Source organism: Geomonas oryzisoli (genome assembly GCF_018986915.1).
Classification (GTDB): domain Bacteria; phylum Desulfobacterota; class Desulfuromonadia; order Geobacterales; family Geobacteraceae; genus Geomonas; species Geomonas oryzisoli.
Genome location: NZ_CP076723.1, coordinates 3,185,157 through 3,207,991 on the forward strand (window position 1 = coordinate 3,185,157; position 22,835 = coordinate 3,207,991).

Annotated in this window: 12 protein-coding genes; 2 read left to right on the forward strand and 10 right to left on the reverse strand. The window is 62.6% G+C overall.

The features are described 5' to 3' along the window. The 10 genes from recD2 to KP004_RS13975 form a co-directional block, all read right to left on the reverse strand. The gene (recD2, locus tag KP004_RS13930) at nucleotides 1-2,190 is read right to left on the reverse strand and encodes an SF1B family DNA helicase RecD2 (RefSeq protein ID WP_216799120.1); all 2,190 of its coding nucleotides are present in this window, start codon (nucleotides 2,188-2,190) and stop codon (nucleotides 1-3) included. Between the two features lie 127 nt (nucleotides 2,191-2,317). Then, nucleotides 2,318-3,025 carry a general secretion pathway protein GspB gene (locus KP004_RS13935; RefSeq protein ID WP_216799121.1) on the reverse strand — a complete coding sequence of 236 codons (708 nt, stop codon included), beginning with the start codon at nucleotides 3,023-3,025 and terminating at the stop codon, nucleotides 2,318-2,320. Between the two features lies 1 nt (nucleotide 3,026). Next, nucleotides 3,027-4,682, reverse strand: a complete 1,656-nt coding sequence (locus tag KP004_RS13940) for an AAA family ATPase (protein WP_216799122.1) — start codon at nucleotides 4,680-4,682, stop codon at nucleotides 3,027-3,029. A 185-nt stretch (nucleotides 4,683-4,867) separates the two neighbouring features. Next, nucleotides 4,868-12,922, reverse strand: coding sequence for a cadherin-like domain-containing protein (locus KP004_RS13945; RefSeq protein WP_216799123.1), 8,055 nt, complete (start codon nucleotides 12,920-12,922; stop codon nucleotides 4,868-4,870). Between the two features lie 398 nt (nucleotides 12,923-13,320). Next, the gene (locus tag KP004_RS13950) at nucleotides 13,321-15,294 is read right to left on the reverse strand and encodes a hypothetical protein (protein ID WP_216799124.1); all 1,974 of its coding nucleotides are present in this window, start codon (nucleotides 15,292-15,294) and stop codon (nucleotides 13,321-13,323) included. Beyond that, nucleotides 15,266-16,384: a hypothetical protein gene (locus KP004_RS13955; protein WP_216799125.1), complete on the reverse strand. Its 1,119-nt coding sequence runs from the start codon at nucleotides 16,382-16,384 to the stop codon at nucleotides 15,266-15,268. The genes KP004_RS13950 and KP004_RS13955 overlap by 29 nt, the downstream gene beginning before the upstream one ends. Further along, a complete protein-coding gene (locus KP004_RS13960; RefSeq protein WP_216799126.1) occupies nucleotides 16,381-16,851 on the reverse strand; it encodes a hypothetical protein in 471 nt (156 codons plus the stop codon). Before KP004_RS13960 ends, KP004_RS13955 begins: the two co-directional genes overlap by 4 nt. Nucleotides 16,852-16,861: 10 nt before the next feature. Beyond that, nucleotides 16,862-17,437, reverse strand: a complete 576-nt coding sequence (locus tag KP004_RS13965) for a hypothetical protein (protein WP_216799127.1) — start codon at nucleotides 17,435-17,437, stop codon at nucleotides 16,862-16,864. Between the two features lie 19 nt (nucleotides 17,438-17,456). Next, complete coding sequence (locus tag KP004_RS13970; protein ID WP_216799128.1) at nucleotides 17,457-17,945, reverse strand: hypothetical protein; 489 nt, start codon at nucleotides 17,943-17,945, stop codon at nucleotides 17,457-17,459. Nucleotides 17,946-18,073: 128 nt separating this feature from the next. Beyond that, on the reverse strand, nucleotides 18,074-20,401 hold the full coding sequence (locus tag KP004_RS13975; RefSeq protein ID WP_216799129.1) for an OmpA family protein: 2,328 nt from the start codon (nucleotides 20,399-20,401) through the stop codon (nucleotides 18,074-18,076). A gap of 341 nt (nucleotides 20,402-20,742) precedes the next feature. On the opposite strand from KP004_RS13975, the gene KP004_RS13980 reads away from it, so the two are divergent. Together KP004_RS13980 and KP004_RS13985 are read left to right on the forward strand one after the other, a co-directional pair. Next, complete coding sequence (locus tag KP004_RS13980) at nucleotides 20,743-22,044, forward strand: TolC family outer membrane protein (RefSeq protein ID WP_216799130.1); 1,302 nt, start codon at nucleotides 20,743-20,745, stop codon at nucleotides 22,042-22,044. Between the two features lie 103 nt (nucleotides 22,045-22,147). Then, entirely contained in the window at nucleotides 22,148-22,822 is a 675-nt protein-coding gene (locus KP004_RS13985; RefSeq protein WP_216799131.1) for a transglutaminase-like cysteine peptidase, read from the forward strand. Nucleotides 22,823-22,835: the final 13 nt, after the last annotated feature.

Consider the following 22,835-nt stretch of genomic DNA (forward strand, 5'->3'; position numbering starts at 1 on the left):
TCAGGCCGGCGCAGCGCAGATCCTGCGCGCGAGGTCGGTCATCCTGCGCTGCGACTTGTTGGTGCGCACCGCCATGGCCAGCGCCTTGGGCTCGCCGATCACCACCACCAGCTTCTTGCCCCGGGTCACCGCGGTGTAGATCAGATTGCGCTCCAGCATGGTGTAGTGCTGCATGGATAGCGGGATCACGACAGCCGTGTACTCGGAGCCCTGGCTTTTGTGGATGCTGGTGGCGTAGGCGAGGCTCACCTCGTCCAGTTCGCCGAACTGATATTCCACCAGCCGGTCGTCGAAATCGACGCTCAGCGTCCCCTCCTCCTGGCGCACCTCCATGATCCGGCCGATGTCGCCGTTGAAGACTTCCTTCTCGTAGTTGTTCACCGTCTGGATCACCTTGTCGCCGGGCGCGAAGCCGGTGCCGAAGCGGCTCACCCTGGGTTCCGCCTTGCCGTTCAGCACCCCCTGCAGCTCCGCGTTTAGCGAGCCGGTGCCGAGTCCGCCGCGGTTCATGGGGGTGAGCACCTGGATGTCACGCACCGGGTCGAAGCCGAAACGTTTCGGGATGCGCTCGGTGATCACCTGCAGCAGCTTGCCGTGGATGTCCTCGGCGGTCGCGGCGGGGATGAAGTAGAAGTCCGCCAACTCCTTCCCCTCGTCCTGCAGGGGGAGCTCGCCGCGGTTGATGCGGTGCGCATTGACGATGATCCTGGAGCCCGCGGCCTGGCGGAAGATCTCGGTAAGCCACACGGTGGCGACGGCGCCGGATTCGATGATGTCGGCGAGGACGCAGCCGGGGCCTACCGAGGGGAGCTGGTCCACGTCCCCCACGATGATGACACCGGCATGGTCCGGGACGGCGGGAAGGAGCTTGTTCATCAGCACCACGTCGACCATGGAGGCCTCGTCCATCACCAGGAGGTCGGTGGCAAGCGAGTTATTGCCGTCGCGCTTGAAGCCGAAGCTCTGCGGGTCGAACTCGAGCAGGCGGTGGATGGTCTTGGCCTCGATACCGGTCGATTCGGTCAACCGCTTGGCCGCCCTTCCGGTCGGGGCGCACAGGGTCACCCTCAGGTGCCGGGAACGGATGATGGCCAGGATGCTGTTCACGAGCGTGGTCTTGCCGACACCGGGGCCGCCGGTGACGACGACCACCTTGTTCTTCAGGGCGAGCCGGATGGCGTCGCGCTGAGACGCGGAAAGGGTGATGCCGTTGTGACTCTCCACCCAGGGGATGGCATCTTCGGCGACGATGCCGCTCCAGGGAGGCGCGCCGCTGGAGAGGCGCGCGAGGCTCGCGGCGACACCGACCTCGGCACGGTGCAGCGGGGTCAGGAACAGGCAGGGGCGCCCTGCGATGGGCTCGGCGACCAGGTTCTGCTCGGCGATCTCCGCGTCGATGGCGGCTTCGATGACGGCGATGGGGATATCGAGGAGAGAGGCGGCGCTCTGCGCGAGGTCGGCACGGGCGGCCGCGCAGTGCCCGCTTGCGGAGAGTTCCTGCAGCACGTGCCTGACACCGGCCTGCGCCCGGATCATCGAGTCGCGCGCGATGCCGAGGTTGGCGGCCAGGGCGTCGGCGGTCTTGAAACCGATCCCCTGGATGTCGAGGGCGAGCCGGTACGGGTTCTCGGTGACCTTGAAGATCGCCTCGTTGCCATAGCACTTGTAGATGCGCACGGCGCGCGCGGTCCCCAGCCCGTTACTTTGCAGGAAGACCATGATCTCCCGGATCGCCTTCTGCTCCACCCAGGCGCTCGCTACCGACTCCATACGCTTGCGGCCGATGCCCGGGAGTTCCAAAAGGCGCTCCGGGCGTTTCTCGATGACGTCGAAGACCTCCTCGCGAAAGGCCTGCACCAGCACCTTGGCGAAGTGGTGACCGATGCCGTGCACCATCCCGGAGCCCAGGTACTTCTCTATTCCTTCCAGCGTGGTCGGGGGCACCACCTTCAGGTGCTCGGCCTTGAACTGCATGCCGTGGGTGCGGTCGTTGTGCCACGCTCCGGTGCACTCGAGGAACTCGCCCGGCGTCACCGTGGCGGCGCTTCCCGTCACCGTCACCAGTTCCCGGTGCCCGGCGACCTTCACCCGCAGCACGCAGAAACCCGTCTCCTCGCTGTGGAAGGTGACCCTTTCCAGGGAGCCGGCGATCCTTTCGACCGGGTGCTCTGAGGGTGGTCTTTCTTTCATCGGGGCTCCGCGTCAGGGTTGTGGAACTCGGGAACAGTAATGGAGCGTCGGAGCCACGTCGGGTCGCTAGTCCACCGCGGGCGGATTCGCTGAGCCGCGAACAGGTCGACAAGGCGAGCCCCGGATTTTATCGGGATTGTTGTCCGGAGGAGAAGGGGACCTCGAAGACGCGGCCGCCACGGGACAGCTTCACCTTCGTCTCCTTGATCTCGAGCACGCGGGCGCCGCCGACTTCGGCACCCTCACCGACCAGGATCCCGTTCAGAACTGCGCGCCTCAGGCGTCGCTCGTCCTGGTAGGCGATACCGGAGATGGTGATGTCCTGGGTGCCGGCTGCGACGGCAGCAGGTTCCTGGGGTGCGTTCTGTGCCTCCGGCGACGCGGACTGAGCCGCGACTGCGCGGGATGCCTTGCGCGAGGCCGGCGCAACCGGCGGGGCAACTGCGACCGGAGCTTGAGCTGCAACGACCGGTGCCGCCATAGGCGCAGCAGCCGGAACGGGTGTTGGAACGGGTGTCGGAGCCGGCTCCGCGACGGCAGCCGCTGGGGGCGCCACGGCGGTCGTGGGAGCGGTCGGCACCTGGGTTGCGGGGGCGGCGGCAACGGGAACTTCCGCGGCCGGTTGCGGTGCATGCCCCTTCAAAAGGAAACCAGCGCCGACGCCGGCCATGAGCAGCACGACGCCCGCGATAACCGCCACCGGATAGCGGCGCGGCTCCCTGGGCTGGGCCGCCAGGCGGTAGCGCAGCACCTCGGGGCGCAGGTCCTGGCCGGTGCCGCGCCTGCTCCTGCGTTCCTGTTCCATCTTTCTCAAGGCATCGAGTATCAAGCTCATGTCACATCCGTCCCGTCTGTTTGCTGTCGGCACCAACGCGTATCAGCCCCGGCGGGAAGAACCCGCCGGCGCGGCGGTACAGGAGCATGAGGGTCTGCGCCCCCACCTTCCCGTCCGCCGTCAGCTGCTCCCGGCGCTGGAACTCGGCAAGCGCCCCTTTGGTCGCGTCATTGAAATTGCCGTCCACAGCCCCCGGATAGCAGTCGACCTGTTTCAAGAGCCCCTGGAGGGCCTTGATCCCGGCAGCCCTGTCCGCGCCTTTGCCCCGTGAGGTGATGCCGTGGAAATCCTTCCAAAGGACGGTGGTCCCGCCGGTCCAAATCTGCGCCAGTTCGGCGTGGGTAAGTTTCGACCGCCCCGCCACCTGCGGAACGACCTCCATGCCTCCCCTATCCACCGCGACGATGGCGATCAACCGTTCGCCTCCCCCCGGCAGCGCGACGTGGAGCAGCAGCGGCGCATCCAGCCGCGTCATCAATTCGAAGGTTCCGGACAACTTCGAGGCGACGAGCCCGCGCTGCCGCGCCAACGTGCGCAGGTTGGCAGGTTGCCCCGGAACCGGCTCGACCCGTGGCGCCTGCCAGGCGTCCAATATCGCGTTGACGGCAGCGTAGAGGTTTTCCTGCTCGGGTTGCGCCGCTATCGCCTGGCGTGCGGCCTCAGCCGACAACGCGGGCACCTTGTCGCTTGCCTTGGTCGTCGTGGCCTCCTTCTTCTCAGTGGACTCCTTCTTCTCCTCCGGAACCAGATGGAAGGAGACCGCGGCGAACCCGGCGATGATGATGACACAGACGACCAGCGCAGCCGACAGCGCTCTCACCTGCGACGCCCGCCGCCGGCGGGGCGACTCCTTGCGCAGATCGGCCAAGGCGAGCGACGCCATGTCCGGGGTGATCTCCTTGCAGTCGCGGGTGTAGGCGAGCAGCAGCGCACGGTCGCACACGCCGTTGATCAGGCGCGGCAGGCCTCCGGAAAACTTGAAGATCCGCTTGAAAGCGCCGGGGGAGAAAGTGAGCGGTTCCCTCCCGTCGGCGGCGAACCGGATCCGGTGCCGGATGTAGGCGCAGGTGTCCTCGAAGCACATGGGCTTCAGGTGGTAGCGCACCGTGATGCGCTGATCGAGTTGCCGCAACTCGTCCCGGGCGAGCAGCGTGTTCAGCTCAGGCTGCCCGACCAGCACGATCTGGATCAGCTTGTCGCTCTCGGTTTCAAGATTCGAGATGAGCCGCACGTGTTCCAGCACCTCGACCGAGAGGTTCTGGGCCTCGTCTATGACCAGCACCACCGTGTGCCCCGCACGGTTTTCATCGAGCAGGAAAGCGTTGAGGGCCGCGTGCAGGTCGCGGATCTCGCTCCCCTCGGTAGGAAGCCCGAACTCGGCGTTGACCTCCTTCATGAACCCAAGGGGAGAGAGGATCGGGTTGAAGATCAGCGCGGTGCGGTGGGTTTCCGGGTCGAGCTGGTTCAAGAGCGTGCGCACAATGGTGGTCTTGCCGGTGCCCACCTCGCCGGAGAGTTCGATGAACCCGGCGCGGTTTTCTATTGCGAAGAGCAGGTGCGCGAAAGCCTCCTGGTGTGGAGCGCTCAGGAACAGGAAAGACGGGTTAGGTGTAAGTGCGAAAGGTGCTTCCTTGAAGCCGAAAGATTCCCAGTACATGTTTCCCCGATGTGCCAGTATGGGCGGGAGAAGGTTGGGTGAAGTGGAGGTTATAGCTATAGTTTTTTGCGGCGGGAGTGTCAAGCGAATCCTGCGGACGGTGCTGTGTGGTTGCGGACGGAACGAAAAAAAACCCGCTGTGGAAGAGACTTCCGCAGCGGGTCGTTGTCCTCTGCAAGGCAGAATCAATGGGTCGTCTTGATGTGATCCAGAAGCGTGTCGATCGTCCCATGATCGTTAGAAGCGATATTGTCAAAGGTCACGGAGCCGACTGGATGGTTAGTGTTGTCAAGGATGGTTAACTTGAGGTGCCCTGTTCCATCATCACCCTGTTGCGGCGGATTGATTGCATTGGCGACCAAGCTACTAATATCGAGCGTGTCATGGTTAACATCGAAATCAGTAACGTGGTCATTCCCCTTCGTTGCCATGATGGTGTCATGACCACCACTGGTCGAGAAGATGTCGTCTCCTGAGGTGCCGATCATGGCGTCGCTGCCGTCGGTGCCGGCAATAACGGTCCCAGTGGTATGAACACCGAGCAGCGTCACATTCAGATCGTGCGATCCGGTCACGTCGCCGTCGCCGTCGGTTGCCGAGAGATGGAAGTTCAAAGTCTCGTCGTTGGGGATCAGCCGTTCGGTGAAGGAAAAGCTGTCCAGCTTGCCGCTACCGGCGGTGACCGTGAAGGTAATGGAAGTGAAGTCGTGCAGCGGATCAAAATGCATTTCGCCGTTGCTGCCAAGCGTTGTGGAGCCGGTATCATGCCCGGTAGTGCCGTCAGGATTGAGGTAATCCGTGACGTAGGACATGGTCAGGGAACCAGCGGCCTGAACCTTGCTGTAGAGCGAGATGGTGTCGACGGCAATGCCGTGTGCGAAAGTGACGTTGAACTGCTCGCCCACATCGACGTTGCCGTTGCCGACGCCAAAGCCCACCGAGGTCGGCTTCAGTTGCTCCGCGTTGCCGATGGACCCGTTATGGTTGGTGTCGACGGCGTTGAAGGTCGCATCGTTGAGGACGAAGCTGTTGGTGGCCGCACCGCCGTTCACATTGAGCAGGCTGATGTTGCCTGAAGCAAAGGTCGCGCGGGCGTTGACCATGTCGAAGGCATAGGTGCCATTGGTATTGATGGTCAGGTCGAAGAAGTGAGTATCGGCCGTATGGTTCGTGCTCGAGTATGCCTCCGCGGTAACCGAGCCGTCTGCATGAGTGGTGTACACGTAGTCCAGTTTGCCGTTCAGGGAATCGCCGACGACGTTGATGGAGCCGTGGGAATCTGCGCCGAAGTTGATATCGTGGTTGCCGTAGAGTACGCCGGCAGTGGAGCTGTTCTCGTTGCCGACGATGGCGTGGTCGATCATGGTGAAGACCGGATGATCGTCCACGATGGTGATGCCGAGGTTAGCGTTGGCAACGGTACCGTTGGCATCGGTGACGCTGACCAACACCTGTTCCAGGTAGCTCTCTACGCTGGCCGACGAGTTCAGCACGTTGTCATTGAGCGTGAAGCTGTACTGGAGGGTGCCGCCGGTAGCGGTATCGGTGTAACCGGTGACTTCCATATTGCCGTAAGTTACGCCGTCGATGAAGATCGGGCTAGAGGAGCCGAGGTTGTGCAGATCGGCGATGGAGATGTCCGTGTTGCCGATGTGGACGCTGCTGACGCCGTCGACTGCGGTGATCGACAGCGACCCGGTCTGGGTCAGGGCAGCGGCCGAAGGGGCCGAGCCGTCCGACAGGTTGGCCTCGTTGACGGAGACGCCGACCGGTGTGAGTGTGATGCCGTCGTCAACCGGAGTGACCTTGATGTCCAGGGTGCTGGTCGAACCGGTATTTACGGTGTAGGTGACCTGCGGAACGTCACCGTTCCAGTCGGCCACCGGCGTGAAGGTGTATTCGCCAGTCTGACCAATGGTAAGGCTACCCTTGCCGGCGATGTTGGCGGTTTCGCCGTAGGTGTAAACATGGCTGTCACCGGCAACCTGGAAGCTGGCGACGGTAAGGGTGTTGTCGACATCCGAGTCGTTGGTAAGGACGTTGCCTGTGGCCGGGTGGTCCTCAGCTACCGTATTGGTGTCGGGGGTCATCACGCTGGCGTCGTCAACCGGAGTGACCTTGATGTCCAGGGTGCTGGTCGAACCGGTATTTACGGTGTAGGTGACCTGCGGAACGTCACCGTTCCAGTCGGCCACCGGCGTGAAGGTGTATTCGCCAGTCTGACCAATGGTAAGGCTACCCTTGCCGGCGATGTTGGCGGTTTCGCCGTAGGTGTAAACATGGCTGTCACCGGCAACCTGGAAGCTGGCGACGGTAAGGGTGTTGTCGACATCCGAGTCGTTGGTAAGGACGTTGCCTGTGGCCGGGTGGTCCTCAGCTACCGTATTGGTGTCGGGGGTCATCACGCTGGCGTCGTCAACCGGAGTGACCTTGATGTCCAGGGTGCTGGTCGAACCGGTATTTACGGTGTAGGTGACCTGCGGAACGTCACCGTTCCAGTCGGCCACCGGCGTGAAGGTGTATTCGCCAGTCTGACCAATGGTAAGGCTACCCTTGCCGGCGATGTTGGCGGTTTCGCCGTAGGTGTAAACATGGCTGTCACCGGCAACCTGGAAGCTGGCGACGGTAAGGGTGTTGTCGACATCCGAGTCGTTGGTAAGGACGTTGCCTGTGGCCGGGTGGTCCTCAGCTACCGTATTGGTGTCGGGGGTCATCACGCTGGCGTCGTCAACCGGAGTGACCTTGATGTCCAGGGTGCTGGTCGAACCGGTATTTACGGTGTAGGTGACCTGCGGAACGTCACCGTTCCAGTCGGCCACCGGCGTGAAGGTGTATTCGCCAGTCTGACCAATGGTAAGGCTACCCTTGCCGGCGATGTTGGCGGTTTCGCCGTAGGTGTAAACATGGCTGTCACCGGCAACCTGGAAGCTGGCGACGGTAAGGGTGTTGTCGACATCCGAGTCGTTGGTAAGGACGTTGCCTGTGGCCGGGTGGTCCTCAGCTACCGTATTGGTGTCGGGGGTCATCACGCTGGCGTCGTCAACCGGAGTGACCTTGATGTCCAGGGTGCTGGTCGAACCGGTATTTACGGTGTAGGTGACCTGCGGAACGTCACCGTTCCAGTCGGCCACCGGCGTGAAGGTGTATTCGCCAGTCTGACCAATGGTAAGGCTACCCTTGCCGGCGATGTTGGCGGTTTCGCCGTAGGTGTAAACATGGCTGTCACCGGCAACCTGGAAGCTGGCGACGGTAAGGGTGTTGTCGACATCCGAGTCGTTGGTAAGGACGTTGCCTGTGGCCGGGTGGTCCTCAGCTACCGTATTGGTGTCGGGGGTCATCACGCTGGCGTCGTCAACCGGAGTGACCTTGATGTCCAGGGTGCTGGTCGAACCGGTATTTACGGTGTAGGTGACCTGCGGAACGTCACCGTTCCAGTCGGCCACCGGCGTGAAGGTGTATTCGCCAGTCTGACCAATGGTAAGGCTACCCTTGCCGGCGATGTTGGCGGTTTCGCCGTAGGTGTAAACATGGCTGTCACCGGCAACCTGGAAGCTGGCGACGGTAAGGGTGTTGTCGACATCCGAGTCGTTGGTAAGGACGTTGCCTGTGGCCGGGTGGTCCTCAGCTACCGTATTGGTGTCGGGGGTCATCACGCTGGCGTCGTCAACCGGAGTGACCTTGATGTCCAGGGTGCTGGTCGAACCGGTATTTACGGTGTAGGTGACCTGCGGAACGTCACCGTTCCAGTCGGCCACCGGCGTGAAGGTGTATTCGCCAGTCTGACCAATGGTAAGGCTACCCTTGCCGGCGATGTTGGCGGTTTCGCCGTAGGTGTAAACATGGCTGTCACCGGCAACCTGGAAGCTGGCGACGGTAAGGGTGTTGTCGACATCCGAGTCGTTGGTAAGGACGTTGCCTGTGGCCGGGTGGTCCTCAGCTACCGTATTGGTGTCGGGGGTCATCACGCTGGCGTCGTCAACCGGAGTGACCTTGATGTCCAGGGTGCTGGTCGAACCGGTATTTACGGTGTAGGTGACCTGCGGAACGTCACCGTTCCAGTCGGCCACCGGCGTGAAGGTGTATTCGCCAGTCTGACCAATGGTAAGGCTACCCTTGCCGGCGATGTTGGCGGTTTCGCCGTAGGTGTAAACATGGCTGTCACCGGCAACCTGGAAGCTGGCGACGGTAAGGGTGTTGTCGACATCCGAGTCGTTGGTAAGGACGTTGCCTGTGGCCGGGTGGTCCTCAGCTACCGTATTGGTGTCGGGGGTCATCACGCTGGCGTCGTCAACCGGAGTGACCTTGATGTCCAGGGTGCTGGTCGAACCGGTATTTACGGTGTAGGTGACCTGCGGAACGTCACCGTTCCAGTCGGCCACCGGCGTGAAGGTGTATTCGCCAGTCTGACCAATGGTAAGGCTACCCTTGCCGGCGATGTTGGCGGTTTCGCCGTAGGTGTAAACATGGCTGTCACCGGCAACCTGGAAGCTGGCGACGGTAAGGGTGTTGTCGACATCCGAGTCGTTGGTAAGGACGTTGCCTGTGGCCGGGTGGTCCTCAGCTACCGTATTGGTGTCGGGGGTCATCACGCTGGCGTCGTCAACCGGAGTGACCTTGATGTCCAGGGTGCTGGTCGAACCGGTATTTACGGTGTAGGTGACCTGCGGAACGTCACCGTTCCAGTCGGCCACCGGCGTGAAGGTGTATTCGCCAGTCTGACCAATGGTAAGGCTACCCTTGCCGGCGATGTTGGCGGTTTCGCCGTAGGTGTAAACATGGCTGTCACCGGCAACCTGGAAGCTGGCGACGGTAAGGGTGTTGTCGACATCCGAGTCGTTGGTAAGGACGTTGCCTGTGGCCGGGTGGTCCTCAGCTACCGTATTGGTGTCGGGGGTCATCACGCTGGCGTCGTCAACCGGAGTGACCTTGATGTCCAGGGTGCTGGTCGAACCGGTATTTACGGTGTAGGTGACCTGCGGAACGTCACCGTTCCAGTCGGCCACCGGCGTGAAGGTGTATTCGCCAGTCTGACCAATGGTAAGGCTACCCTTGCCGGCGATGTTGGCGGTTTCGCCGTAGGTGTAAACATGGCTGTCACCGGCAACCTGGAAGCTGGCGACGGTAAGGGTGTTGTCGACATCCGAGTCGTTGGTAAGGACGTTGCCTGTGGCCGGGTGGTCCTCAGCTACCGTATTGGTGTCGGGGGTCATCACGCTGGCGTCGTCAACCGGAGTGACCTTGATGTCCAGGGTGCTGGTCGAACCGGTATTTACGGTGTAGGTGACCTGCGGAACGTCACCGTTCCAGTCGGCCACCGGCGTGAAGGTGTATTCGCCAGTCTGACCAATGGTAAGGCTACCCTTGCCGGCGATGTTGGCGGTTTCGCCGTAGGTGTAAACATGGCTGTCACCGGCAACCTGGAAGCTGGCGACGGTAAGGGTGTTGTCGACATCCGAGTCGTTGGTAAGGACGTTGCCTGTGGCCGGGTGGTCCTCAGCTACCGTATTGGTGTCGGGGGTCATCACGCTGGCGTCGTCAACCGGAGTGACCTTGATGTCCAGGGTGCTGGTCGAACCGGTATTTACGGTGTAGGTGACCTGCGGAACGTCACCGTTCCAGTCGGCCACCGGCGTGAAGGTGTATTCGCCAGTCTGACCAATGGTAAGGCTACCCTTGCCGGCGATGTTGGCGGTTTCGCCGTAGGTGTAAACATGGCTGTCACCGGCAACCTGGAAGCTGGCGACGGTAAGGGTGTTGTCGACATCCGAGTCGTTGGTAAGGACGTTGCCTGTGGCCGGGTGGTCCTCAGCTACCGTATTGGTGTCGGGGGTCATCACGCTGGCGTCGTCAACCGGAGTGACCTTGATGTCCAGGGTGCTGGTCGAACCGGTATTTACGGTGTAGGTGACCTGCGGAACGTCACCGTTCCAGTCGGCCACCGGCGTGAAGGTGTATTCGCCAGTCTGACCAATGGTAAGGCTACCCTTGCCGGCGATGTTGGCGGTTTCGCCGTAGGTGTAAACATGGCTGTCACCGGCAACCTGGAAGCTGGCGACGGTAAGGGTGTTGTCGACATCCGAGTCGTTGGTAAGGACGTTGCCTGTGGCCGGGTGGTCCTCAGCTACCGTATTGGTGTCGGGGGTCATCACGCTGGCGTCGTCAACCGGAGTGACCTTGATGTCCAGGGTGCTGGTCGAACCGGTATTTACGGTGTAGGTGACCTGCGGAACGTCACCGTTCCAGTCGGCCACCGGCGTGAAGGTGTATTCGCCAGTCTGACCAATGGTAAGGCTACCCTTGCCGGCGATGTTGGCGGTTTCGCCGTAGGTGTAAACATGGCTGTCACCGGCAACCTGGAAGCTGGCGACGGTAAGGGTGTTGTCGACATCCGAGTCGTTGGTAAGGACGTTGCCTGTGGCCGGGTGGTCCTCAGCTACCGTATTGGTGTCGGGGGTCATCACGCTGGCGTCGTCAACCGGAGTGACCTTGATGTCCAGGGTGCTGGTCGAACCGGTATTTACGGTGTAGGTGACCTGCGGAACGTCACCGTTCCAGTCGGCCACCGGCGTGAAGGTGTATTCGCCAGTCTGACCAATGGTAAGGCTACCCTTGCCGGCGATGTTGGCGGTTTCGCCGTAGGTGTAAACATGGCTGTCACCGGCAACCTGGAAGCTGGCGACGGTAAGGGTGTTGTCGACATCCGAGTCGTTGGTAAGGACGTTGCCTGTGGCCGGGTGGTCCTCAGCTACCGTATTGGTGTCGGGGGTCATCACGCTGGCGTCGTCAACCGGAGTGACCTTGATGTCCAGGGTGCTGGTCGAACCGGTATTTACGGTGTAGGTGACCTGCGGAACGTCACCGTTCCAGTCGGCCACCGGCGTGAAGGTGTATTCGCCAGTCTGACCAATGGTAAGGCTACCCTTGCCGGCGATGTTGGCGGTTTCGCCGTAGGTGTAAACATGGCTGTCACCGGCAACCTGGAAGCTGGCGACGGTAAGGGTGTTGTCGACATCCGAGTCGTTGGTAAGGACGTTGCCTGTGGCCGGGTGGTCCTCAGCTACCGTATTGGTGTCGGGGGTCATCACGCTGGCGTCGTCAACCGGAGTGACCTTGATGTCCAGGGTGCTGGTCGAACCGGTATTTACGGTGTAGGTGACCTGCGGAACGTCACCGTTCCAGTCGGCCACCGGCGTGAAGGTGTATTCGCCAGTCTGACCAATGGTAAGGCTACCCTTGCCGGCGATGTTGGCGGTTTCGCCGTAGGTGTAAACATGGCTGTCACCGGCAACCTGGAAGCTGGCGACGGTAAGGGTGTTGTCGACATCCGAGTCGTTGGTAAGGACGTTGCCTGTGGCCGGGTGGTCCTCAGCTACCGTATTGGTGTCGTTTGTAAGTTGCGAACCATCGTTCGTGCCGTAGATCTTGATCTCGATGTCATGGGTCGTGCCGTCTACACTCTGCACCTTGAATTGCTCAACTTTAACATCCTCAGCGCCCAGGTACTGCACCGCGGAATTGGCAACGCTGTAGGTCCAGTGACCGGCACTATCAATTGTGATGTTCCCAACAGCACCCTCACTTGCAATAGGTGCAACAGCCGTGTTGATGCTGTAGTGATTGCCAAAGGTGTCGGTAACAGTGAGTGTACCCGTAGTAGAGAGAGTCGGATTCGAGGCATCTTCCGTGACAGAGCCGTGATCCGAACCAACGCCAGGTCCTGTAGGAAGAACTGGTGAAGTCGTGGCTACTGTCACAGGCCCTTCGATCGCGCCCGTCGTTCCGAAGGTGACGCCGGTGGTGGTCACGCCACCGGTCGGCTGAACTTCTTCGCCGGTGGGGGTGACGATGAAGACCGGGTGCGTGCCGCCCGCATCGGCGGGTCCACCGGCTGCCGGTGCTTCCAGCTCGATAGGCTGATCGCCGGTGAGCAATGCCTGCTGGATCTGAGCCACCTCGGCGGTGGTATCCGTGGTATCGCCCGACATGACCGTGCCGTAAACGTCCTGGTCGATGGACACGTTCATCATCCGGCCCAGGTCTAGCTGGTTACCCTGCGCACCGTCGAATACGATGGAGGCGCTGCCGTCGCTCTCGGTGACGATGCGGTCGTCCGCGAAAATCGGGCTGTTCGGCATGAGCAGACGAATCGCGCCGTCCGGGGATATCGCTTTCACCGTTCCGTACAGAATGACAACCTTACCGACCACCTGGTGCCCTGCTGCGTGATTGTTCTGTGCCATGACCATTCTCCATGTATTTGATAGTGACGTGAAAAGAAGCTGCTAAATTTGGTTATGGTAAAGATATCTCTGAGGGGAAACCAAGTCTATTGTACCTTGGTACTACATTGACATAGTGATCAAGGTTACAGAGAGCTCACTTTTCCCGTAACATGCCTCCGATAGCAAAATCGGAGATTGATATATTACCTGTGTCTGGACCGATGCCAAGCTTGGGACAAAAAAAAGCCCTCTTTGACATAGAGGGCTTTTTAAGAGGGGACTGGCTCCGTCAGGTGCCTGTCCCCTTGGTGTTTGAGAAGAGGACTGTGCCGAAGGGAGCGTTTCTAAGCTGAAAGGAGCGTTCCGCTGGAGGGACAGGCACCTACGGAGCCTGTCCCTTATGCCGCGCCTTTCACTCAGAACGGCCGGTCCAGCCGGTTGGGTTCCTTCACCAGTTTGGTGAAGTTGGAGCTCTTCTGAATCTCCTCCAGGTAGAAGAGCTTCAAAAGGTTGTGGGTCGGGTGATCGGGATTTCTCTGCATCTCCTCACGCATGCTCTGGAACGACGCGATCAGCTGGGTGTCCGACGGCGCGTCGGCGGTCGCGGTGCCGGCAAAGAGCTTGTCGATGGCGGTGATATAGGCAAGGCTCGCCGTCGCGGTCTCGGGACGCTGCGCGCTCACCCACTTCTTGATCGCCGGAGACTGCTTGATGCGGCTCGCCAGCGGCAGGTAATAGTCAAGGTAGAGGTTGTAGCGCCCGTCCTTCTTGAGCGCCGCCGAGGTCTGGCGCACCTCGCGCAATGAGAGCGGGAACAGCTCGGCCGAAAGAAGCCGGTGCGTGAACCACAGGTTGTAGGCACCGTTGTCGGTGCTGAACTCGCTCACCTTGCGGTAGGCGTAGGAAACCTTGTCGCTGGCCTCGAAGGCGCCGAAATATGCCGAGTCCGGGATCACGTCGTTGAACCCCCTCCCCTGCTGGGCGGTCAGGAAGTTCAGGTAGGAGTTGAGCGCCATCTGCATCGAGGTGGCGTAACTCTGGATGTTCTGCGAGTCTTGGGTCGTGTTCAGCTTCACGAGGTAATAGTCGCCGGTCCACAGGGCGAGCTCCATGATCGCCCGCCAGAGCCGGTGCGCCGACTTCAGGTACAGCTCGCGGCTCTGGTACCCGGCGCGCTCCCATCCCCCCGCCGAATAGGGCGCGATGTCGTTGAAGATCGCCATCGACTTAAGAAGCGCGGTGCGTCCCTCCTGGTCCGGGAGCGTGGCGAAGAACTTGTAGGAGGCGGCGTTCTCGTTGTCGGCCAGGCGCGGAATCGCGAAGCTGGTCATGTCCAGGTAGTCCACCGCCGCCATGACCACGCCGCTCGATCTCGGCCCCGCGGCCCACTTGAAGCAGAGGTCGTTGTAAGTCCGTGCCCGCTCGTAGGTCTTTTGCACCGCCTCGGTCATCCCCTCGGCGTCGAGCTTGGCGCTCGCCACCTGCTGCAGGCGCTTGGATTCGATGGCGGCGACGGTGAAATTCAGCCGGTAGCGGTCCGAGTCGGGCGCGTTCAGCCCGTCCACGATGCGCTGCACCAAGGTCTTCGTGTACTTCCCTTCGCTGTCCTTCTCCCCGAGGTTCCTGTCGTTCATCATCACGAACAGGGGGCCCAGCGCGTTCAGCCCGTCCAGCTTGCGCGCGATGATGGCCCGGTTCACCACCAGGTTGATGAGGTTGCGGTAGTAGAAGGGGGTGTTGGTCGGGACGGAGCCGCTGGTCGCACCGGTGGCGATCTCGTTCTTCTCGATGTACAGGATCGAGCCGTTCCAGATGCCGTAGACCTGGGTGACGAAATCGTCGGCGTCATCGCGCTCCAGCGCCTGCAGCGCCTTCACCATCCCGGACCAGTAGGCGACCTCGGGCATGGAGGCTTTCCCCTTCAGGCTCTCGATGGTCTTGGCCGCGGCGGCGAGACTCTCCTGGCTGTCGCTTTGCAGGTAGTCGACGGTCTGGGCGATGGCGAGCCGCAGATAGTCGCGGTCGCGGAACAGCTGCGGCTGCTCCCCTTTCTGCCCGGACATGAGCTTGCCGTTCCAGGTGGCGATGTAGGAGGCAAGGGTCTCGCCGATCTCCTGGTCACGCTTCTCGCGCCACTCCTTGATCTCATTGCGGTCCCAGTAGGTGAGCTCGTAGGCGACGTCGAGGTAGGGTCCCCACTCCTTGATCTGGGGGGGCACCGGGGCCTGCACGGCGGCCGCCTTGTGCTCCTTCTTGGCCGGCGCGTGGTGCCCTTTTTTCCTGGGAGCGCCCCAAGAAGGCGCGGCCGCCATCAAGAGGCACAGCAGGCAGCAGAAGATGAAAGCGACAATCCGTCTGACGTCAGTTCTTTTTAAGGCAGTGGTAAGCATATTCCAACTCCTCGCATCGCTGGGATGGCTCTCGTCCCCGGGAAGGGAAGATGATGAGGTTGAAGGACGATACGCGTTTGGTCCCCTTGAACAGGAACTCCCCTTTGTCACTGCTGCAACTCGAGCGCGCTCCCACCACGCTCAATACCGCCTTGATCGCTTCCTCCTGCTGCAGGGCGCTGTCGCAGATCTTGAGGCTCATGAGCGACACCCCGCGCGCCAGGGCGACCTCCGAACCGTTCGCGCCGCTCCCCGCCGGGCTCTTGCTGCGCTGCCGCGCCGCCGGAGCCTGCGCCCCCTTTGGTTCTTCGATGGACACCTCGGGTGCGCTCCGCACCGCCGCGACCCGCGGGGCCGGCGCGCTCCCCCCCACCTCGACGGCACGGCTCGGACGCTGCGGCAGCACGACCGGCTCGTCGGCGGCGGGAACCGCCCCCCCCGGACCGCCCCGGACCCGGTAGATGTAGGTGCTCTTGGCGGAGGGGCGCGCACCGACCTCCGCGCTCCCCGCCTCCTTCCTGAGCCTCGCAGCCGGCAGCCGCTGCGAAGCGGCGGCGCCGACCTCGTCGAAGGGTTCCGCCGCCTTGCGCTCACGGGCGATCCCCGGGTAGAGGGTCACCTCCGAACCGCTCTGGTAGCCGTACGAGCGGGCGATGGCCGGCCGCTGCAGATCCGCGGGGTAAGCCACCTCGTGCCTGAGTGGCGCGGGCCTTCCCTGCCCGGCAGGACCGGGATGCTCGCGCCCCCCCGGCTCCGGGGGACGGTACTGCGGCGGCTTCACGTCCAGGGCGTACACGGTGCGCGGCTTCTGCTGCGCGACCACCGGCTTCTCCACGGGGGCCGCCGTCTTCGGGTGCGCCGGGGGGACCTTCAGTTCCAGCCGGCTCACGTCCATGATGGTGCGCTTTGATACCGGCGCGCCCGGCATCTGGAAGCGGCTCACGCAGAAGACCACCAGACCCAGCGCCGTCACCACCAGCAGGCGCAGCCACAGCGGCACCGGGGGGCGCAGTTCGTGTTCCGCGCAGACCAGGATGTGCTTAAGCCGCGTGCCCCCGTGGCCGCAGGCGTTCTGGATGCGCAGGGTCATGGCTTGTCCCCGGTGCGCGAGGTGCGCACCACGGCAAGGCCGTTGGAGCTCCAGTACTTGCTCACCACCGCCGCCGCGGAAAGGAGGTCGCTGCTGTAAGAGTCAGGCAGGGGCACCACGACCGGCCGCGGCTGCTCCCGGTTCCCCTGCAGGTGCTTCAGCGCCGAGCACAGCTCGTCATAGGAAAGAGGCTCGGTGCGCGCCGCCTCTTTGCCGCGCAGGATGTGCGCCAGCCGGTACGGCTTGGCGCCGTGCTTCTCCACCAGGAGCTGGTGATAGTCCGGGTTTGACTGCATCGCCACCAGCTCGGGGCTTTTCGCCACCACCGGCGCGGGGAGCTGCATCTCCGCCACCTGGCTGCTGGAGGTATCCATCCGCGCCATCTGGGTGAAGACCAGAAGGAGCAAAAAGGCGACGTCGGTGAAGGAGATGAGCCACTGGTTCCGGGACGTTCCCACGGTGCGCATGATCCACCCCCTAGATCTTCACCTGCAGCCCGCGGTTGATGGAGCGCTTGGCCATCACGTCCAGGCCGACGCAGATCGCCTGCAAAAGCACGTAGTACATGAGGGCGAAGTAGGTGGACCACAGTTTCGCACCGATGGCGCCGTTGTTGATGGCGCTCCCCGGGTCCCCGGTGTAGAGGAAGATGACGATCATCCCCGCCACGGTCCCCCACAGCCCTATCGGGGGGAGGAGGTTCGCGCACATGTAGATCCGGTTCACGAAGGTGCCGTTGAAATTGTTCTGCGCCACCTCGCGCGTCGCGTCGTAGAGAAACTCCTTGGGTGCCGCCGCCCCGGTCGTGTTGTCGCTTTGGCTGGTGGCCCACAGCATCTTCGCCACGCTTTCGGCCAGGGTGTCCTCGGGAGTGGCGTGCTGGTCCTTGATGCTGTCCAGGTGCTTGTGGTCCAGCGACCTGGCGTGCTGGAGAGCCCGCACCGCCAGGATCAACGAGATGATGAAGATGCTGGTGGTAAGGGTGAGCGATATGCGCAGCGACCAGATGTTGAAGCTGTTGGGGTTGATGGTGATCAGGCCCAGAATGTCCATGGCGGCGGCTCCTTAGCGGTTATTTCTTGGCGATGCGCGCCAGGTCGCTGTCCAGCTGGCGGATGGCCTCGTCCAGCGTGGTGGTCTTCCCCTGGATCTGCACCGACATCTTCTGGTAGGGAGCGTAGAGCTTCTTCATCTCGGTGAGGACGCTGCCGGCGTCGTCGCGGTAATTGAGCACGATCAAAAGCCGCGTCTTCACCAGCGCGATCTCGGCGGAAAGCTGGGTCATCTCGATGTTGGAGCCGTCCACCGCCTGGGTCACCAGGTAGTCGGCGTGGCGTCTTAGGTAGTCGTCGAGGGGAGCCTGGAGCTGCGCGGCCGTCTTGGTCTCGCCGCTGGCGATGAAATGCTCGGCGAAGTTGAGCATCACCAGGAGGTCCTTCTTCACCGTCTGCAGTCTCAGTTCCAGCCCGAGATCGCTCGCCTGCTCGGTGGGCGCGTCCTGCGGCGCCTGGGCTGCGGGCTGCGCCTCGGCGCCGAACACCGGCGCGGCAAGTAGAGACACCAATCCCGTCACTACGACAGCTAATTTCCATCGCAATGCAATACCGTGGTCCATGTCAGACTCCTCCTTACGGATGAGCTACTTAGAGCATCGTATCGTGGGGCCGCTGCCGGGCGCGTACGCCGGGATCAGGGGCCTATGTGGTGACTGCTTCTCGGCTTGATGTTGATCCTCAACCCGGTGTCGGTCTTGAAGCTGCGGTAGGGGATGATTTCCTCCCGGCCGGCGTCGAGGGTGATCTGGAGGTGGTCGGGGAACTCTTTGAAACGAACGTTGGTGAGGTCGAATTTTTCCACCGGCGCCTTGGGAAGGCCGATGCCGTTCACCGCGCCGTAAAGGTCGATGACCAGGCTGTAGGGCTCCACCATGGTGATCAGGCTGAATTCGTTCACCTTGCCGCTCGTGTACAGGCTGAGGCCGTCCTTGTCGATGGTGATGCCGGTCAGGGCGATCCTGCCATCGGGCACGGGAGTGGGCGTGGCCGCCTTGAGCTCGAAGGGCGCCTCATCGGGAGCGGGTGCTTCGGGCTCCTGCTTTCTGAGCGCTGAGGCGACGGATGCTGCTTCGGAAACGGCAGCCGGAGTGAGTGCGGCCGGCGCGGCGGTGGTTGGGGAGAGCGCGGTCGGCGCGGCGGTGGCGGGGGTATCGGGGATAAGCTGGGCTGCCTGTTTGCTTCTTTGCGCCGCCGGAAGCGGAGACGGTTCCTTCGCCGCCTCGACGTCCGGGGCCGGCTGCGCCCCTTCGGCACGCGGAGCAACCGGCGGGGGGAGTTGCGCCGCGGGGAGCGCGGGAGCGGCTTTCACGGCGAGCGCCCCGGGTGCCGGAGGCTCACCGGCGGAGCCGGCGGCAGGCGCCTGGACGCGCTTGGCCGCGGGAAGCGGAGGGGGCACGGCCCCCTCCTGAACTTCCGGTGCTGCCGCATTGGGGAAGTACCTCGCGGTCTCTTCCCCCTTTCTTTGTGCTGCGGGCAGGAGGGCCGATCCGGATGCGGTCACACCCGGATCGGCGGCCTGCGGGAAAAAGCGTGCTTCGGGTTCGCCCTGGCGCTGCGCAGGAGGAACGTCACCGTTGGCGACGTTACCTTGCGTTGGCACCAGGGCTACCGGCTTTTTTCCAGTGGCACCTTTCTTTGCTTTTGCTGCGGGTTTGGCGGCCGTGGGGGCTGCTGTCGGCTGGGCTGCCGGCGCCTGCTGCACACCGTTTTTCTCGCACACGAGGTTCGCCTCGATGCGGCGGTTCTTGGCGCGCCCCACGGCGGTTTTGTTGGTCGCCACCGGGCGGGACTTGCCGTACCCCTTCGCGGTCAGCCGCTTGGGATCGATGTTGAAGTTCTTGACGATGTAGTCGCGCACGGACTGGGCGCGCCGTTCGGAGAGCCTCTGGTTGTAGCCGACGCTCGCGGTGCCGTCGGTGTGGCCGGAGATCTCGCCGTGGGCCTCGGGGAACTCGTTCAGGAAGTCGCCCACCGTCTTCAGCTCGGCGTGGTACTGCGGCTTCACGTTCCACTTGTCGGTGTCGAAGTTGATCATCAGCACCGCGGGCTGGTTGCAGAAGCGTTTCTCCGCCTGGGTCGGCTGGGCCACCATCACCGAAGCGTTGGCGGAGGCGGTGCCCCCCTTGCCCTGGCAGGTGACGGTGTAGATGGTGTCGACCGCCGGGCTCACGATGGTGGAACCGTTGGCGGCGACCTTGCCGATATCGGGGCGCATCTCGCAGTTGTCGGCCCGCTTGCTCTGCCAGGTCAGCACCGACTTCTCACCCTTCTTGATGCTGTCGGGTGCGGCGGTAAGCGAGACCTCGGGAGCGGCCACCGGCACCGGCGCCGGTGGCGGCACGGTCAGGTTCAGGGTCGGCTGCACCGTGGGAAGCGGTCGCGCCACCGGCTCCGGAGGAGGCGGCGGGGGCGGGAGCTTCTTGACCGGCGGGGTCGCGCCGAAGGGGATGTAAATCCCCGTGGTGTACTCGATGGCGTACCTGTCGAACTTGTTGTCGATGAAGATGCCCCGCACGTCGCCGCGCCAGGCCATGTCCTCGGTGACGAAGTACTTGAAACCTGCGCCGAGGTCGAAGGATCCTTTGGTATCCGACTTCACCTGGGTCCCCGCGTAGCCCGCGGCGATGTTGGGCACGAACTTCTCATCGGGCCGGAAGTTCCACAACAGGTCCGCGCCGTAGCGCAGGAAGTCGGTGTTGCTGTCCACCAGCGTGCCGCGGGTCTTGGCGTAGTCGAAAAGCGCCTCGGCCTCGAGGTTGCGGGTGAAGTTGTAGCCGGCGCGCAGGCCGAACACCGGTGCGGTCTCCAGGTGCTGCTCTCCGTCAAAGGATACTCCGCCGACGATCGGGGACATCGAGAAGGTCCCCACCCTGTTGCCCGCCGGGCTCCCTCCTGGCGTCGCGTCGGCTGCGGCCGACGGACCGGGACGGGAGGCGAGGAGCAACGCCATTGCCATCATCATCAATGCATGTCGTCTCAATTCATCTTCTCCGTTTCAGTTGTATTAGATTGCATTAAAGTTTCCTATTGCTCTCAGAGGCTTGCCAAAAGCTACTACTAAGCTACTATTAAATCCCGCCGTGTCAAATGCCATATGATTCTTTATGCTTGACTCGCGGCCCGACATATATTAATCACAAAATATAATATTTGCAAATTTATTATTGGGGCATAATATGAGAGTCGACATTAGCAAGTACTCGGTATATAATGGGTCAAGACCGTAAACATTTATGAAGCTTAATCTGTAACCACTTATACGCCACCACAGGAAGGTATGCTATGCCACGAAACAGGAAATTAGTGACAGTATTGGCATTGGGGATGTTCGCGTCGGCAGCGGGCGCCGCCCAGGCGGAGACGCTCCAGGACGCTGTGCAGTACATGCTTCGCTCGAACCCGGAAGTGCGGGCGAACTACTACAACAAGGTGGCACGGGAGAAGGAAGTGCGCCAGGCCAAGGCCGGCTACCTCCCCACCATGGATGTCTCGCTGGCGGCCGGGGTAACCCGCCAACACGAGCCCACCTTCGGTACCGTCTACCCCAACACCGCGACAGTGAGCGTGCGCCAGAACGTGTTCCGCTTCTTCGGAACCCAAAGCGAGGTCGAGCGCCAGGAGGCAAGGGCCCGGGCCCAGCAGTACCAGTTGGGGAACTCCGCTGAGAACAACGCCCTGCTGGCCTCGAAGGTGTACCTCAACGTCTTGAAGAGCGAGAAGCTTCTGGCTCTCGCCCAGGAGAACCTCACCAACCACCTGCGCATCCACGACCAGGTGAAACTGAGAAGCGAGTCGGGCGTAGACCGCCGGGCCGACTTCGAACAGGTGAAGGGGCGCGTGGCGCTGGCGGAGAGCAACCTCGCCGCGGCCCAGGCCAACCTCTCGGACAGCCTCGCCGACTACCAGGCGGTGATCGGCTACCTCCCCGGCGAGCTCGCCGAGCCGCAGTCGGTCGCGGCAACGCTGCCCAAAACCAAGGACGAGGCGGAGGAACTGGCGGTTGGCGGCAACCAGGCGCTCAAGTCCGCCCGGGAAGGGGTGCAGGAAAGAACGGCGCAGCACGAGGTCGCCAAGAGCCTGCTCTATCCGAGCCTCGACGTGGCCCTTGACTACCGCTGGCTCAAGGATTACAACGACTTTCCCGGCCAGCGCGAGGAGTTCCTGGGTACCGCCACCCTCACCTTCAACATCCTGAACGGCGGCTGGAACAAGGCGCGCCTGGGGCAGACCCAGAGCGAGGTGTACGAGGCGCAGGAGATCCTCGAGAACACCAAGCGCCAGACGGTGCAGTCCATCCGGCTCTCCTGGGAAGCCAACCGCTCCGCACAGGAGCGCATCAAGTACCTCGATGACTACGTGAAGGCCGCCGCCCAGACCGCCGACGCCTTCGCCGCCCAGTGGTCCATCGGCAGAAGGACCATGTTCGACCTGCTGGACACCCAGGCCGAGCTGATCAACGCCAAGGCGAGCCTGGTGAACGCCCAGTACGACCAGAAGTACGCCGAGTACCGGATCCTGAACGGGATGTCGCGCCTGCTCCCCTCCCTGGGCCTGCAGGCTCCCGACTACAACGGCAAGGTGACCACGGCTGCCACTACGCCGTAGACTATCCCGAGAGCGCGCTGTATCATAGAGCCCCGGATCGCCGCTAGCCTTGAGGACGGTCCGGGCTTTTTTTTAGAGAAAGGGCACCTTCGCCGGGACCAACGTGGGCATCTACCTGAAACGACTGACATCGCTGTCCCTCACCGCCTTCCTGGCCGCGCTGCTGCTTGCCGGCACCGTCCTGCCCGCCGGCAACTTCAGCGTCGACCGGTCCGTCCTGCAGCAGGCCGAGAGGAAGTACGGCAGGGAGGCCCTGCGCCGCCTGACCGCATGGGAGGAGCTCATCGCGCGGGACAAGAGCCGGACCGACCGGGACAAGCTGGAAAAGGTGAACCGGTTTTTCAACGAGAGGCTCCGCTTCGCCGGCGACTGGGACGTCTGGGGGGTCGAGGACTACTGGGCCACCCCGATCGAGTTTCTGGCCAAGGGGGCCGGGGACTGCGAGGACTTCGCCATCGCCAAGTACTTCACCCTGAAGGCGATGGGGCTTGAGGACGAGAAACTCCGCATCACCTACGTCAAGGCGCTGCGCTACAACATCCACCACATGGTGCTCACCTACTACAGCACCCCCGAGGCCGAGCCGCTCGTGCTCGACAACCTGGTCGACTCCATAGATCACGCCTCCAAGCGCAACGACCTGATGCCGATCCTGAGCTTCAACGGCTCCGGGCTGTGGCTCGCCAAGCAAAGGGGCATGGGCAAGCCCGCCGGCAAGTCGAGCCGGCTGAGGCTTTGGCAGGACCTTCTTCAAAAGATGTCCGAGGACAGACTGTAACGGACAAAGGGTA